Source organism: Sinorhizobium alkalisoli, from assembly GCF_008932245.1.
Taxonomy (GTDB): Bacteria; Pseudomonadota; Alphaproteobacteria; order Rhizobiales; family Rhizobiaceae; genus Sinorhizobium; species Sinorhizobium alkalisoli.
On sequence record NZ_CP034910.1, the window covers coordinates 1,822,216 to 1,837,059 of the forward strand.

A 14,844-nucleotide genomic window follows, 5' to 3' on the forward strand; every position below is an offset into this window, starting at 1 on the left:
GCCTCACGATGGAACGGCGGTCTTGCGCTCGACGTAGCGGCCGAAGCGCTCGATGCCGTAGTTGATGACGAAATAGAGGAAGCCCGCGAAGAAATAGAATTCGAGGCTCATGAAGGTGCGGGAGATCACTTCCTGCGTGCGCAGCAAGAGCTCGGCCACGCCGATGATCGAAAGCAGCGTCGAAGCCTTGACCATTTCGGCCGCGGTGTTGACCCAGGCCGGCAGCGCCTGGCGCAGCGCCTGCGGTCCCAGCACATAGGCGAAGGTCTGCGGGAAGGTGAGCCCGATCGCCTTCGCGGCCTCGGTCTGGCCCTTCGGGATAGATTGCAGCGCCCCGCGCACCAGTTCGCCGACATGCGAGCTGCAAAAGACCGCAAGCGCCAGAACGCCCGCCTGGAACGGGCCGAGATTGATGCCCACAGTGCCCAGGACGTAGTAGCTCGCAAGTACGAGGACGAGCACCGGCGTGCCGCGGATGAAATCCGTGTAACCGCGGACCAGCCATTTGAGCGGTCTCACGCCATAGGTGAGCGCCAGCCCGACAAAAACGCCCAGCACCGTACCGACGACGATCGACGATAGCGAGATCGAGATCGACACGCCAAGGCCCTTGAGAAGTGGAAACCGCGCCACCCAGAGCTGATCGAGAAAGGAGAAGTCCATTGGCGTCACCTCGGCACGGCGAGCCGCCGCTCGACGGCCCGCATCAGCGCGGCCAGCAGCGAACAGGTTGCGACATAGAGGCAGCTCGCGACGATCCAGGTCTCGATGACCCGGAACGTTTCGACGTTGATCTTGCGCGCCTCGAAGGTGAGTTCCGGAACCGCGATCGCAGCGGCGAGCGAGGTGTCCTTGAAGAGCGAGATCAAGGTGCTGCCGAGCGATGGCAGCACGTTGCGCAGCATCAGGGGGATAATGATCGAGATGCGGATCTGCAACTCAGTCAGTCCGATCGCCAGCCCAGCTTCGCGCTGCCCCGGCGGCACGGCGATGAGACCGCCGCGAAAGACCTCGGCGAGATAGGCGCCGGAATAGATCGCAAGCGTCAATACGAAGCTCTCGATCTTGCCGAGACGGATTCCGAGTTCGGGAAGGGCGAAATAGCTGAAGAGGACGAGGACCAGGATCGGCGTGTTACGGATCATCGTCACGTAGAGGCCGGCCGGCTTTCGCAAGAGAACCCTCTTCGAGACCAGGCCGAAGGCCGTAATCAAGCCGATCGCACACCCGGCGAGGATCGCCAGTGCCGCCAGACCGAGACTGAGTGCAAGCCCTTGCAGGAGAAGGTCGAAGGAGCGCCAGACGGCCGAAAAGTTCAAAGTATAGGTCATGAGCGATAGCCCGATGGGACCGAGCCACTGGCAGTTTCGTCGCTTGACGGGAACTGCCAGTGGTTTCGGGCCTTACTTGAATTCGACCGGGAAGCCGATCTGCGGCGGCGTCAGGTCCTTGCCGAACCAGGTTTTGAAGGACTTGGCATAGAAATCGAACTCGACCCCCGTCATCGCCTCGTGCAGCGCCGTGTTGACGAAGTTCAGCCAGTCCTGGTCGCCGCGTTTCACCCCGCAGGCATAGGTCTGCGGGTTCCAGCCATAGCCGGCATCCTTGTAGCGGTCCGGATTTTGGGTCATGTACCAGGCAAGCGACGATTGGTCCGTGGCCGCGGCATCGGCACGGCCGGATTCGAGCGCCTGATAGATCAGGTCCACGGACTCGTATTGGTCGACGGTCGCCTCGGGGAGTGCGGCGTGAACCATATCCTCCGCATAGACGTTCTGCAGCACCGAAACGGTGACCGAGGAGCCCCCGGCCTTCAGCGCCTCATAATCGGCATATTTGCCGTCGCCCTTCAACATCAGGCCGACACCCTCGCGATAATAGGGAATGGTGAAGGCGATCTGCTGGGCGCGCTCGCCGGTCACCGTCATGAACTGACAGGTGATGTCCACCTTGCCGGTGGTGATGTTGGGGATACGCGCGTCCGATGACTGATTGACGAATTCGATCTTTTCCGGGTCGCCGAAGAGCGCCTTGGCGATGATGCGCCCCATGTCGACGTCGAATCCCTGCAGTTTGTCTTCTGCGCTCTTGAAGTGCCACGGCGCGTTCGTGCTGCCGGTGCCGAGTATTAGATGGCCCCGCGACAGCACCTCGTCGAGCTTGCTGGAGGGTTGCTGTGCAGCGGCCGGCATGGCTGCCAATGCCGTGACGGCAAAGCTCGCCGCCATAGTCAACGTCTTGATCATCGGTGATCTCCCCTTTTTTTGTTCCCGGTATCTGTGTATTCCAATATACCGGACACTAGTCCCGAATATCGGATTGACCTATCAAAGGCCTCGGTTCATAACTTGTCAAGCGGGCTCGGCGAGATTCGCCGTTTTCGCTTTCGATCATCGGAGGAACGGAGGCCGCATGACCCTGCCGATCGAGACGCCCGCCGTGCTCGTCGATCTCGACGTTGCCCGGCGCAATATCCGGGCTTTCCAGGCCTATGCCGACAGGCACGGGATCCGCGTGCGACCGCACATAAAGACGCACAAGCTGCCGCAGATGGCCGAGTTGCAGCTGGACGCGGGAGCGGTTGGAATTACCTGCCAGAAGGTGAGCGAGGCGGAGGCGATGGTCGACGGCAGCCCCCGCATCCAAGATGTGCTGATCACCTACAATATTCTCGGGGCAGAAAAGCTGGCGCGGCTCGAAAGCCTGAACGCGCGCGTGACCCTCAGCGTGGTCGGCGACAATCAGACCGTCCTCGATGCCCTGTCGGCCCATTTCGCCCGCACGGAAAAGCCGCTCACAGTGCTTGTGGAATGCAACACCGGTGCGGATCGCTGCGGCGTGGCGACGCCTGCCGAGGCCGCTCACCTTGCCCGCCGTATCGCCGACGCTCCCGGATTGCGCTTCGGCGGCCTGATGACCTATCCGCCGGCCGGCGCCGCGGCACAGGTGCAGTCTTTCATGAGCGAGGCAAAGCGGTTGATCGAGGCCGACGGGCTGGTGGTTGCGAGCATTACATCGGGCGGCACTCCAGGCATGATGCGGGCGGCGGAGGCGCCCGTCGCCACGGAATACCGGCCAGGCACCTACATTTACAACGACCGCTCGCTTGTTGCCCGCGGCGTGGCAACGTGGGAGGATTGCGCCCTTACCGTGCTTGCGACCGTCGTCTCCGTGCCGGCGCAGGACAGGGCGATTATCGACGCCGGCAGCAAAGTGCTGACCTCCGACCTGCTAGGCCTCACCGGCTACGGCCATGTGCTCGGCCGAGACGACATTTGCATCGATCAGCTTTCCGAGGAGCACGGCCGGCTGGTCTCGGATGGTGCGATTGGCCTTGAGGTCGGCGAGCAGGTCCGGATCGTCCCGAACCACGCCTGTGTCGTGACCAATATGGTGGATACCATTCATGTCCTTAAAGGCGGCGCACCGAAAACGAAATGGACAGTCGTCGCGCGAGGGCACGTGCTCTGAAGCGCTGACCCGCCCGCCCGCGTCGGCACTCCTCTATTTGCCTGTGCTGTGGCATATTGCGGTGTGACCCAACAGCAGAGGATCAGGCGGGCACGAAATTCCCCAAAATCCTGCAAAGACGACAGGACATTTCGCGAATGATAGTTCCAGCATCATAGGTTTGCGTTGCAGTAGTCGACTAAATTGATAGTTTTATTCGGCAAAGGATGGAGGTCGGGATGAGCTCGAATAAACTTGCCGGAATGCTGAAATTAGCGCTCGTGGTTGGAAGCCTGCAACTTGGCTCGATCGGCCTCGCTCAGGCGGACACGACGATCCTCAACGTCTCCTATGATCCCACGCGGGAACTCTACAAGGACATCAACGCCGCCTTCGCCGAGAAATGGGCGGCCGATACTGGGGAGACGGTGATGATCCAGACCTCCCATGGCGGTTCGGGAAAGCAGGCCCGCTCAGTCATCGACGGCTTGGCGGCGGATGTCGTGACGCTTGCGCTGGAAGCCGATATCGACGCGATCGCCGCGGCAACCGGCAAGATCCCCGCCGATTGGAAAAGCCGCCTCGCGAACAACAGCGCACCCTACACCTCGACGATCGTCTTCCTTGTCCGCAAGGGCAATCCTAAGGGCATCAAGGATTGGGGCGATCTCATCCGCGACGATATCCAGGTGATCACGCCCAATCCCAAGACCTCGGGCGGTGCCCGTTGGAACTTCCTCGCCGCCTGGGCCTGGGCACGCGCTGCGAACAATGGCGATGAGGCAAAGGCGCAGGCATATGTAAGCGAACTCTTCAAGCATGTTCCGGTTCTCGATACCGGCGCGCGCGGGGCAACGACCACCTTCGTCCAGCGTGGCCTCGGCGACGTATTGCTCGCCTGGGAAAATGAGGCCTATCTTTCGCTTGACGAACTCGGCCCCGACAATTTCGACATCGTCACGCCATCGATTTCGATCAAGGCCGAGCCGCCGGTGGCGCTCGTCGACGGCAATGTCGACAGCAAGGGCACGCGTAAGGTCGCCGAAGCCTATCTCGATTATCTCTACAGCGACGCCGGGCAAAAGATCGTGGCCAAGCACTACTATCGCCCCTTCAAGCCGGAAGCCGCCGATCCCGAGGACGCTGCGCGCTTCCCCGAGGTGAAGCTCGTCACCATCGCCGATTTCGGCGGATGGAAGGAAGCGCAACCGAAATTCTTCGCCGATGGCGGGATTTTCGACCAAATCTACAAGCCGGGACGATAAGATCCGATGGCCTCTCGCACACGCATGCGATGGCGGTTTCGGCAGCCGAGCGTCATTCCGGGGTTCGGATTGGCGCTCGGCGTCACACTGACATGGCTCACCCTCATCGTTCTTATTCCGATTGCCGGTCTTCTTTGGCGCTCGAGCGGCCTCGGTTGGTCGAAGTTCATCGCGCTGACACTTGACGAACGTACTGTCAACGCGCTGACGATCAGCTTCGGCACCGCGTTCATCGCGGCGATCGTCAACCTCGTCTTCGGCGTCGTCCTCGCCTGGGTTCTGGTGCGCTACCGCTTCCCCGGCAAGCGCGTGATCGACGCCATGGTCGATCTACCCTTCGCGCTGCCGACCGCCGTCGCCGGCATTGCGCTCACGACCCTTTATGCGCCGAACGGCTGGATCGGCGCGGTCCTCGAACCACTCGGCATCAAGATCGCCTTCACCCCGGCCGGCATCATCGTCGCCCTCGTCTTCGTCGGCCTGCCCTTCGTCGTCCGCACGGTGCAGCCAATCATGGAGGAAATCGACAAGGAGGTCGAGGAAGCGGCCGCGACCCTCGGCGCCAACCGCTTCCAGACGATCAGCCGCGTGCTGCTGCCGGGCCTGTTGCCGGCCGGCTTGACAGGCTTCGCGCTCGCCTTCGCCCGCGGCGTCGGCGAATATGGTTCGGTCATCTTTATTGCCGGCAACCTGCCCTATGTATCGGAGATCGCCCCGCTGCTGATCGTGATCCGGCTCGAGGAATTCAACTATCCGGCGGCGACCGCGATCGCCGCGGTGATGCTGCTCCTCTCTTTCATCATGCTGCTGGTCATCAACATGATCCAGGCCTGGAGCAGACGGAGATATGGCCATGGTTCATGATTTCAGCCCGGCACCGGCCACGGCACCCTCCCTGCTCGTCGGCGCGGCAACGTCGGAGAGCCGGCTCGCCCGCTCGGTGCTGATCACGCTCGCACTCGGCTTCGTCGCCCTCTTCCTGCTGCTGCCGCTCGCCACCGTCTTCATCGAGGCGTTCCGCAAGGGGCCGGCGGAGTTCTTCGCAGCACTTGCCGATCCGGAGACCATCTCCGCCGTCTTCCTGACGCTGACTGTCGCCGGCATCGCCGTTCCGCTCAATCTCGCGTTCGGCGTGGCGGCCGCCTGGGCAATCGCCAAGTTCGAGTTCAAGGGCAAGGCCTTCCTGACGACGCTGATCGACCTGCCATTCTCCGTGTCGCCGGTCATTTCCGGTCTGGTTTTCGTGCTGCTTTTCGGCGCCAACAGCGTGCTCGGGCCCTTTCTCCAGAGCTTCGGCCTTCAGATCCTCTTCGCCGTTCCGGGACTGGTGCTCGCCACTGTCTTCGTCACCTTCCCCTTCGTCGCGCGCGAGTTGATCCCGCTGATGCAGGAACAGGGCACGAGCGACGAGGAGGCGGCGCTGTCACTCGGCGCCAGCGGCTGGCAGACCTTCTGGCATGTAACGCTGCCCAACATCAAATGGGGCCTGCTTTACGGCGTGCTGCTCTGCAACGCCCGGGCCATGGGCGAGTTCGGCGCCGTCTCCGTCGTTTCCGGCCACATTCGCGGCCAGACGAACACGATGCCGTTGCAGGTCGAGATCCTCTACAACGAATACAACTTCGTCGCCGCGTTTGCGGTCGCAGCACTCCTTGCGCTTCTGGCGCTGGTGACGCTCGTCCTGAAGACGGCGCTTGAACTTCGCTACAGCGACGAGATCGCTGCCAGCCGCAGGCATTGAAAGGTCCATAAGGCATGGAAGTCCGCGTCCAGAACATACGCAAGGAATTCGGCCGCTATCCCGCGCTCGAAGACGTCTCGCTCGACATCCGTACCGGCGAATTGATCGCGCTGCTTGGCCCCTCCGGCTCCGGCAAGACGACGCTGCTGCGGCTGATTGCCGGGCTCGAGAGCCCCACCGACGGCGTGATCTTATTCGGAAACGAGGACGCGTCGAAGAAAAGCGTGCAGGAGCGCAATATCGGTTTCGTCTTCCAGCACTACGCGCTGTTCCGGCACATGACGGTGCTCGAAAACGTCTCCTTCGGGCTAAAGGTCCGACCCGCCAGCAGGCGGCCGCCGGCCGCCGAGATTCGCCGCCGCGCGCTCGAGCTTTTGGACCTCGTGCAGCTATCGAGCCTTGAAAAACGCTATCCGGCCCAGCTTTCCGGCGGCCAGCGCCAGCGCGTGGCGCTCGCCCGCGCCATGGCGGTGGAGCCCAATGTGCTTTTGCTCGACGAGCCTTTCGGCGCGCTCGACGCGCAGGTCCGCAAGGAACTCCGCAAGTGGCTGCGCGACATCCACGACCGTACCGGCCACACGACCGTCTTTGTCACCCATGACCAGGAGGAGGCACTGGAGCTTGCCGACCGCGTCGTGGTGATGAGCAAGGGTGCGATCGAGCAGGTGGGGACACCCGACGAGATCTACGATCACCCGATCTCGCCCTTCGTCTATGGCTTCATCGGTCAGTCGAATTGCCTCGATGTCACGCTTCAAAGCGGCGAGATCTGGTTCGAGGACCGGTCGATCGGCCTGCGTGCGGCGAACGAACCGGACGGACCGGCAACCCTCTATTTCCGCCCGCACGACGTCGAACTGATCGACGGTTGCGGTGGCTGCCTCGCCGGACTCGTTACCGCCAGCCGGCGCGTGGCGGGCACACGGCACCTGGAACTGGACCTCGGCCGGACCCAGCCTCCGGTCGAGATCGAGTTGCCGCCGGAGCGCGCCTCTTCGACCGACCACACCCGCATCGCCTTCCGGCCGACGAAATGGCAGCTCTACCGCACTGAGTGCGATTTGGCTGTCGCGCCGATGCCGGCGGAACCAGCACAGGTAGAACGCGCACAAACCGGGACGTAACAGGATATTCAACGGTTCGCTTAGTACTACAGTTGTAAATGACCTCGCTTTCTGTAGTGGGCGAGCATAGCCTGAGCCTGATGGTTTCGTCGCCAGAGAGACCCGGCGAGAATGAAAGCCCGTTTTGCGGGCTTTCACATGATCAGTGCAAGTGAATTTCGCATGAAGCCGTCCGCCAGTCGACTGGCCCGGAAAGAAATCATGATTTCTTGACGTGGTCGCCTGCAGCGGAAGCACCTGAGCATGACCAATCGCATACTTTTGTAGGCAGCCGATCGTGAACTTGGCAAAGAAGCGCTCATTTCCTCGCCGATATCTTAAGGCTATCCGGCTGGTATTCGAAGAGTGTAGTTTCTTCTGGCCGAGGTTGGAGGTCGATATGGAAGCGGATAGACTTGCCCCGGTGGTGAGCCGAGCTCTTGTGATTGGAATCCTGCAGTTCGGCTCTATCGGCCTCGCTCACGCCGATACGACGATCCTGAACGTGTCCTATGACTCGACGCGGAAACTCTACAAAGAATTCAATGCCGCCTTCGCTGAAAAATGGGAGGCGGATACAGCCAAGGCGGTGACGATCCGGACCTCCCATGGGGGCTCGGGCAAGCAGGCGCGCTCCGTCATCGACGGGCTGCCGGCGGACGTGGTGACGCTGGCGCTCGAGGCCGATATCGATGCGATCGCCGCGGCGACCGGCAAGATCCCAGCCGATTGGAGAACCCGCCTCGAAAACAACAGCGCCCCGTACACCTCGACGATCGTCTTCCTCGTCCGCAAGGATAATCCGAAAGGTATCAAGGACTGGGGCGACCTCGTCCGTGACGATATCCAGGTGATCACGCCCAATCCGAAGACATCGGGCGGCGCCCGCTGGAACTTCCTCGCCGCCTGGGCCTGGGCGCGCGCGGAAAATAACGGCGACGATGCCAAAGCGCAGGAATATGTGGCGCAATTGTTCGAGCACGTACTCGTTCTCAACACCGGCGCCTGGGGGGCGATGACCACATTCGTCCAACGCGGATTTGGGGATGTGCTGCTTGCCTGGGAGAACGAGGCCTACCTCTCCCTCGAGGAACTCGGCCCGGACAAGTTTGAGATCGTCACGCCATCGATTTCGATCAAGGCGGAGCCGCCGGTGGCGCTGGTCGACGGCAATGTCGACCGCAAGGGCACGCGCAAGGTGGCGGAAGCCTATCTCAACTACCTCTACAGCGATGTCGGACAGAAGCTTGCGGCCAAGCATTATTACCGGCCGTTCAAGCCGGAATTCGCCGACCCCAAGGACACCGCGCGCTTCGCCGATCTCAAACTGGTCACCATTGACGAATTCGGCGGTTGGACGGAAGCTCAGCGGAAGTTCTTCGCCGACGGCGGGGTTTTCGACCAGATCTACAAGCCGGGGCGGTAAGATTGCATGGCCCTTGGCAGCCGAGCGTTTGAGCCGCAGGCATTGAAAGGTCCAGAGATCCATGGAAGTCCGCGTCCAGAGCTTACGCAAGGAATTCGACCGCTTCCCGGCGCTTGTCGACGTTTCCCTGGATATCCGCTCCGGTGAGTTGATCGCGCTGCTTGGCCCCTCCGGCTCCGGGAAGACGACGTTGCTCAGGCTCATTGCCGGTCTCGAAAGCCCGACCGAGGGCACGATCTTCTTCGGCGCCGAGGACGCATCGAAGAAAACCGTGCAGGAACGCAACATCGGTTTCGTCTTCCAGCACTATGCGCTTTTCCGGCACATGACGGTGCTCGACAACGTCTGCTTCGGCTTGAAGGTGCAGTCCGCCGCCCGCCGCCCGCCGCCCGCCGAGATCCGCCGCCGGGCGCTCGACCTTTTGGAACTGGTGCAACTCTCCGGACTAGAAAAGCGCTATCCGGCCCAGCTTTCCGGTGGCCAGCGCCAGCGGGTCGCGCTTGCTCGCGCCATGGCGGTGGAACCGAGCGTGCTGCTGCTCGACGAGCCCTTCGGCGCGCTCGACGCGCAGGTGCGTAAGGAACTGCGCAAGTGGCTCCGGGAAATCCATGACCGCACCGGTTATACGACCGTCTTCGTCACCCATGACCAGGAGGAAGCGCTCGAGCTTGCCGACCGCTTGGCCGTGATGAATAAGGGCGCGATCGAGCAGGTCGGCACGCCCGACGAGATCTACGACCACCCAATTTCTCCCTTCGTCTACGGCTTCATCGGCCAGTCGAACTGCCTGGAGGTGACGCTTGCGAGCGGTGAGATCTGGTTCGAGGACCGCCCGATCGGTCTGCGCGCCGCAAACGAACCGAGCGGGCCGGCAACCCTCTATTTCCGCCCCCACGACGCCGAGCTCATCGAGGGCTCCAGCGGCTGCCTCGCCGGCCGCGTCACAGCGAGCCGGCGCGTCGCGGGCACGCGCCACTTGGAACTCGATCTCGGCAAGACGCAGCCTTCGATCGAGATTGAGTTGCCGCCCGAGCGCGCGTCCTCGGCCGACCGCAGCCGTATCGCGTTCCGCCCCACTAAGTGGAGGCTGTTTCGCAGTGAGTAGCCGAACTCTATCATTGAGCGTGAGCGATCGGAGGCTGAGCTCCAGGGCCGGCAAGAATTTCCCGGATGTTCTTGGAAGAGTATCTCGACACCGGCGCCCGGGCGGCAACGACCACCTTCGTGCGGCGCTGCCTTGGTCGTCACGCAGGCACTAAATCCACGACGCCGGCGACTTTGGCAGCCGGCCCTCGGGATCGACGACGTCGAGCCTCGGTCCATTCTTGCCATTCCAGCGCCAGAGCGCGGCACAGGTGCCGCCGGGCGACATGAAGGACGGGTAGATCACGCCGTGAAACCCGCGGGCGAGGAGGTTCGCGTGCACGGTGTGCGTCTGCGGCGCCACTCCGCGGTCGAGTTCCTCGCGCCATTCGCAGCGGTGAATGGCCTCCTCAAGGTCAAGCTCGGCGAGCACGCCGGCGTCGGTAAGGTCTGCAAGCTTCGCGTCACGCAGTTCCAGCTTCACGATAAGTGCCGGATGCTGGACGAAACCCTGATTGTATTCCGCCCAGGCGGTGGAAAGCTCGCGCGCCGCATAGATGGTCGGCGTGCCGATCGGATTCCATCGGCCGCCGAATCGGGCGGCACCCTCACCGGAAAGCGGCATATGCGCCCAGCGCGGCACGAAGGCGCGCCAGAGCTCCGTCGGCTCGGCTGGCGTCATCAGGAATAGACGCCGGCGCGCACGGACTCGAGATAGGCAAGCACCTTGTCGGCCTTGCCTTCGCCCACCAGGTCATGGGCCGTCTTCCCGGCCCAGCCCGGGATCGGCTGATGCTTGAACCAGATGACGGCACGGGTCTCGTCCCCCGCCATTTCCGATGCCATTGCAAGGATGCGCACGACCTGGCTCAGCGCGCTGTCGACCTTCCGCACCCCGGACTTGGCGGTCAAGGTGTTGCGGGCGACGCCGATCAGCTTGGCGAGTTCCGCGAGCGTCACGCCCAGCCGGTCGGCAACCAGGCGGGCCGACAGATACGGCGAGTGGTCCTCTCCGAAGCGCGCAGCGGTAATGTCGAAATCGACAGCGATCATGACCAATCTCGATCCTGTTTTGATCAGCTTGATGTTAAAATAGGATCAAATTCTGATTAGTTCAAGCGCAAGCAGAGCTCAAGCGCGCCAGGACGGCTCACGGCGCTCGAAAAAGGCCGATACCCCTTCCCGCGCTTCGTCCGTCTCCCAGGTATCGGCGAGTCGCTCGATCGTCGCGGCAATGATAGCATCGGTGATGGGAGCACCTAGCGATCGCGCCAACCGCTTCGCCCGCCCGGCTGCTGCGGGAGCGGCGGCAAGATAGGTTAGGGTTTCGGCTTCGATCGTGGCGTCCAACTGGGCGGCATCGACAACCGCCGTCACCAGCCCTGCGGTCGTCGCCTCTTGCGCTTCGAAAAGCCGCCCGGACATGAACAGTGGCCGGGCTCTTCCCTCGCCGATCCGGGCAACGACATAAGGACTGATTGTGGCTGGGATCAAACCGAGCCGCGTTTCCGTCAGGCCGAACTTCACCCCCTTCGCCGCAATGACGGCGTCGCAGACGCTCATCAGCCCGACGCCGCCGCCGAAGCTATTGCCGTGCACGCGCGCGACCAGCGGTTTCGGCAGTTCATTCAGCGCCTTGAGCATCATCGCCAGCCGCGTCGCTTCGGCGATCCGCGTCTGCCGATCAGCGGCAAACTGCTCGCGCATCCATTCGAGATCGCCCCCGGCGCAGAAACTCTTCCCTTCGGCATCGAGCACGACCGCGCGCACTGCCGCATCGGCAGAGAGCCTGACGGCTGCGTCGGTGAGTTCGCCGATCATCACCGCGGAAAGGGCATTGTGCTTTTCGGGGCGGGCAAGCGTCAGCCGGGCGATACCGCGATCCTCGACGACAAGTCGAATCGTGTCATAGGTCATGCGGCACCTAACAAGGACCGGGCGAAGGCTGCGGCGTGATCGAGCTTCTCCCCATCAAGACCCGTCGAATATCCTTTTGTCAGCAGGAAGGCGTTCACCGCGAGCGAGTCGACATTGCCCGCCGCCCCTGGAGCATAGGGGCAGCCGCCGAGGCCGCCCACGGAGGCGTCGAACACCCTCAGCCCGTGATCGAGGGCAGCGGCGATATTGTCGAGCGCCCGACCGGACGTATCATGAAAATGGCCCGCGAGCTTGCTCGCGGCAATCTCGCCGAGCACTGCCGCGAGCATCGCATCGACGGCTTTCGGCGTGCCGCGTCCGATCGTGTCGCCGAGGCTGATCTCATAGCAGCCGAGGTCAGCCATTAGCCGCGCGACGCGCAAAACCGCCGTCGGCGCGATGGCGCCCTCATAGGGACACTCGATGACGCAACTCACATAGCCGCGGAGCGGAATGCGACGGTGATGGGCCGCCTCCGCGACCGGACGAAATCGCTCGACGCTCTCGGCGATCGAGCAATTTATGTTCTTCTGCGAAAAGGTTTCCGAGGCGGAGGCGAAGATCGCCACCTCGTCGGCACCAGCGGCAATTGCCGCCTCGAACCCCTGCATGTTGGGCGTCAATGCGGCGTAGCGCGTGCCCAGGCGCCGCCTTATGCCCGACAGGACGGCCGGCGCGTCGGCCATCTGCGGCACCCAGCGCGGGCTGACGAAGCTCGTGACTTCTATTCGTTCGTAGCCGCAATCGGAAAGGAGATCGACGAGCCTGATCTTGTCGGCCGTGTCGACCAGACGCGGCTCGTTCTGAAGCCCGTCGCGGGGCGCCACCTCGACGATCGTGACATGTCCTGCCCGCTGCGAGGTCATTACTCAGCCGCCTCCTCTTGTAGCGTCACGAGCACCGTACCTTCGCTGACCTGCGCTCCCTCGGCCACGAGCACGCTCGCGACAGTTCCCTCGCGCGCCGCCGAAAGGGTCAATTCCATTTTCATCGCCTCCATGACGACGAGCGCTTGGCCCTTGGCCACAGCCTCCCCCGCCCCGACCCGGACCAGCTTGATCAGTCCCGGCATCGGCGCGATGAGTTCGTCGTCGGCGATTTCTCCGCCGTGTCCGCCAGCGAAATGGTCCGGCAACTGGAACGTCAGGTTGCGGCCGTCGACAAACAGGGTCAATGTCTCGCCTTGGCGAACGAAGCGCAGCGCCCGCCGCCGGCCCGATACCTCGACACTGGCGCCATCCTCGAAACGCTCCAGCACTAGCACGGGAAAGGTGCTCGTACCCGCATGAACCGCGAACTGATCACGCCCGCGCGCCTTCAGCGTCACGACCGAGTGCCCGCCCGCATGGTCGATCATGACGGTCCGGTCCGCGTCGCCCCAGATCTGCCAATGGCCGAGCGATAGCCACGGATCGTTGGAGGTGATCGGCCGGAGCACATCGGTCGAAACGATCGCCGCCAATGCCAGTTCCTCGTCGTCCGGGGCGACCGGTGCCGTGAGTCGTTCGATTTCGCGGTCGATCAGTCCCGTGTCCGGCCTCCCAGAGCGGAATTCATGCTCCTCCGTCAGCCGGATGAGAAAGTCGAGATTGGTCGCCGTCCCGCCGATGCGGCTTTCCTTGAGTGCGGTCTGCAGACGCGCGAGGGCCGCCGCTCGATTGCCGCCATGGACGATCAGCTTGGCGACCAAAGGATCGTAATAGGGAGTGATCGCATCGCCCTGCCGTACGCCGGAGTCGATCCGCACGCCTTCGTCCGGAAAGCTCAGGTGCTTCAGTTCACCCGTTGCCGGCAGGAAGCCCCTGGCGGGATCTTCCGCATAGATTCGTGCCTCGAAGGCCCAGCCATCGACGCCGATATCCGCCTGTCTTCGCGGTAGCGGTTCGCCGGCAGCGACGCGCAATTGCCATTCGACGAGGTCGAGCCCGGTAACTGCCTCCGTCACCGGGTGCTCCACCTGCAAGCGTGTGTTCATCTCCATGAAATAGAACCGGTCCGGCCATAGCCCGTTCGTCACATCGGCAATGAATTCGACCGTGCCAGCCCCGACATAGCCGATCGCCTGCGCCGCTCTGACTGCGGCGTCGCCCATGGCGCGGCGCACCTCCGCCGTCATGCCCGGCGCCGGAGCCTCCTCAATCACTTTCTGGTGACGGCGTTGCAGCGAGCAGTCGCGCTCGAAGAGGTGAACGATATTTCCTTGGCGGTCGCCGAACACCTGCACCTCGATGTGGCGCGGCCGCGTCAGGTATTTCTCGATCAAGACCCCATCGTCGCCGAAGGCGGCCTTCGCTTCGCGCCGCGCCGATTCGAGCGCCTCGATGAAATCCTCCATCCGCTCGACGCGCCGCATGCCCTTGCCGCCACCGCCGGCTCGTGCCTTGATCAGCACCGGGTAGCCGATTTCCGCCGCCTGCCCTGCGAGGAAGTCCGCCTCTTGTGCATCGCCATGATAGCCCGGCACGACCGGAACGCCGGCGCGCTCCATCAGGGCCTTGGCCGCGTCCTTGAGACCCATGGCGCGGATCGCAGGCGCGGGCGGGCCGATGAAGATCATGCCGGCAGCCTCGACGGCTTCGGCAAAGTCGGCATTTTCCGAAAGGAAGCCGTAGCCTGGATGAATGGCGTCCGCGTCAACGCTTTTCGCCGCCGCAATGATCCGCTGGATCGAGAGATAGCTGTCGGCGGCGGGTGCCGGCCCGATCCGTATCGCTTCATCCGCCAGTGCCGCATGCATCGCCCCGTCGTCGGCATCGGAATAGACGGCAACGGTGCGCATGCCGAGGCGATGAGCAGTTCTGATGATGCGGCAGGCAATCTCACCGCGATTGGCAATCAGGAGCTTCGAAACCATGCGTC

15 protein-coding genes are annotated in these 14,844 nt (G+C 63.0%); 7 read left to right on the forward strand and 8 right to left on the reverse strand.

Going from position 1 to position 14,844, the window contains the following annotated elements:
• Positions 1–3: 3 nt before the first annotated feature.
• The 3 genes from EKH55_RS26275 to EKH55_RS26285 form a co-directional block, all read right to left on the reverse strand.
• Positions 4–663, reverse strand: coding sequence for an amino acid ABC transporter permease (locus tag EKH55_RS26275; protein ID WP_069457189.1), 660 nt, complete (start codon positions 661–663; stop codon positions 4–6).
• Between the two features lie 5 nt (positions 664–668).
• The gene (locus EKH55_RS26280; RefSeq protein ID WP_069457188.1) at positions 669–1,331 is read right to left on the reverse strand and encodes an amino acid ABC transporter permease; all 663 of its coding nucleotides are present in this window, start codon (positions 1,329–1,331) and stop codon (positions 669–671) included.
• Between the two features lie 72 nt (positions 1,332–1,403).
• Complete coding sequence (locus EKH55_RS26285) at positions 1,404–2,246, reverse strand: transporter substrate-binding protein (RefSeq protein WP_069457187.1); 843 nt, start codon at positions 2,244–2,246, stop codon at positions 1,404–1,406.
• A 166-nt stretch (positions 2,247–2,412) separates the two neighbouring features.
• Between EKH55_RS26285 and EKH55_RS26290 the strand changes: the two genes are divergently transcribed.
• The 7 genes from EKH55_RS26290 to EKH55_RS26320 all read left to right on the forward strand — a co-directional run bounded on the left by EKH55_RS26290 (position 2,413) and on the right by EKH55_RS26320 (position 10,090).
• Complete coding sequence (locus tag EKH55_RS26290) at positions 2,413–3,471, forward strand: D-TA family PLP-dependent enzyme (protein WP_151613759.1); 1,059 nt, start codon at positions 2,413–2,415, stop codon at positions 3,469–3,471.
• A 218-nt stretch (positions 3,472–3,689) separates the two neighbouring features.
• Positions 3,690–4,715 (forward strand): sulfate ABC transporter substrate-binding protein, encoded by a 1,026-nt coding sequence (locus EKH55_RS26295; RefSeq protein ID WP_151613760.1) that lies wholly within the window; start codon positions 3,690–3,692, stop codon positions 4,713–4,715.
• Positions 4,716–4,721: 6 nt separating this feature from the next.
• On the forward strand, positions 4,722–5,579 hold the full coding sequence (gene cysT, locus EKH55_RS26300; RefSeq protein ID WP_034855454.1) for a sulfate ABC transporter permease subunit CysT: 858 nt from the start codon (positions 4,722–4,724) through the stop codon (positions 5,577–5,579).
• Positions 5,569–6,456 (forward strand): sulfate ABC transporter permease subunit CysW, encoded by an 888-nt coding sequence (gene cysW / locus EKH55_RS26305; protein ID WP_151613761.1) that lies wholly within the window; start codon positions 5,569–5,571, stop codon positions 6,454–6,456. The genes cysT and cysW overlap by 11 nt, the downstream gene beginning before the upstream one ends.
• Positions 6,457–6,470: 14 nt before the next feature.
• Positions 6,471–7,580, forward strand: a complete 1,110-nt coding sequence (locus EKH55_RS26310) for a sulfate/molybdate ABC transporter ATP-binding protein (protein ID WP_151613762.1) — start codon at positions 6,471–6,473, stop codon at positions 7,578–7,580.
• 379 nt (positions 7,581–7,959) lie between these two features.
• Positions 7,960–8,985, forward strand: coding sequence for a sulfate ABC transporter substrate-binding protein (locus EKH55_RS26315; RefSeq protein WP_151613763.1), 1,026 nt, complete (start codon positions 7,960–7,962; stop codon positions 8,983–8,985).
• A 61-nt stretch (positions 8,986–9,046) separates the two neighbouring features.
• A complete protein-coding gene (locus tag EKH55_RS26320) occupies positions 9,047–10,090 on the forward strand; it encodes a sulfate/molybdate ABC transporter ATP-binding protein (protein ID WP_151613764.1) in 1,044 nt (347 codons plus the stop codon).
• 150 nt (positions 10,091–10,240) lie between these two features.
• Here EKH55_RS26320 and EKH55_RS26325 read toward each other — a convergent pair whose 3' ends face one another.
• The 5 genes from EKH55_RS26325 to EKH55_RS26345 form a co-directional block, all read right to left on the reverse strand.
• Entirely contained in the window at positions 10,241–10,750 is a 510-nt protein-coding gene (locus EKH55_RS26325; protein ID WP_151613765.1) for an RES family NAD+ phosphorylase, read from the reverse strand.
• The gene (locus EKH55_RS26330) at positions 10,750–11,121 is read right to left on the reverse strand and encodes an antitoxin Xre/MbcA/ParS toxin-binding domain-containing protein (RefSeq protein ID WP_069457180.1); all 372 of its coding nucleotides are present in this window, start codon (positions 11,119–11,121) and stop codon (positions 10,750–10,752) included. Before EKH55_RS26330 ends, EKH55_RS26325 begins: the two co-directional genes overlap by 1 nt.
• A 78-nt stretch (positions 11,122–11,199) precedes the next feature.
• Positions 11,200–11,985: a crotonase/enoyl-CoA hydratase family protein gene (locus EKH55_RS26335; RefSeq protein WP_151613766.1), complete on the reverse strand. Its 786-nt coding sequence runs from the start codon at positions 11,983–11,985 to the stop codon at positions 11,200–11,202.
• Positions 11,982–12,851: a hydroxymethylglutaryl-CoA lyase gene (locus EKH55_RS26340; protein ID WP_151613767.1), complete on the reverse strand. Its 870-nt coding sequence runs from the start codon at positions 12,849–12,851 to the stop codon at positions 11,982–11,984. Before EKH55_RS26340 ends, EKH55_RS26335 begins: the two co-directional genes overlap by 4 nt.
• Entirely contained in the window at positions 12,851–14,839 is a 1,989-nt protein-coding gene (locus tag EKH55_RS26345; protein ID WP_151613768.1) for an acetyl/propionyl/methylcrotonyl-CoA carboxylase subunit alpha, read from the reverse strand. The genes EKH55_RS26340 and EKH55_RS26345 overlap by 1 nt, the downstream gene beginning before the upstream one ends.
• Positions 14,840–14,844 lie beyond the last annotated feature (5 nt).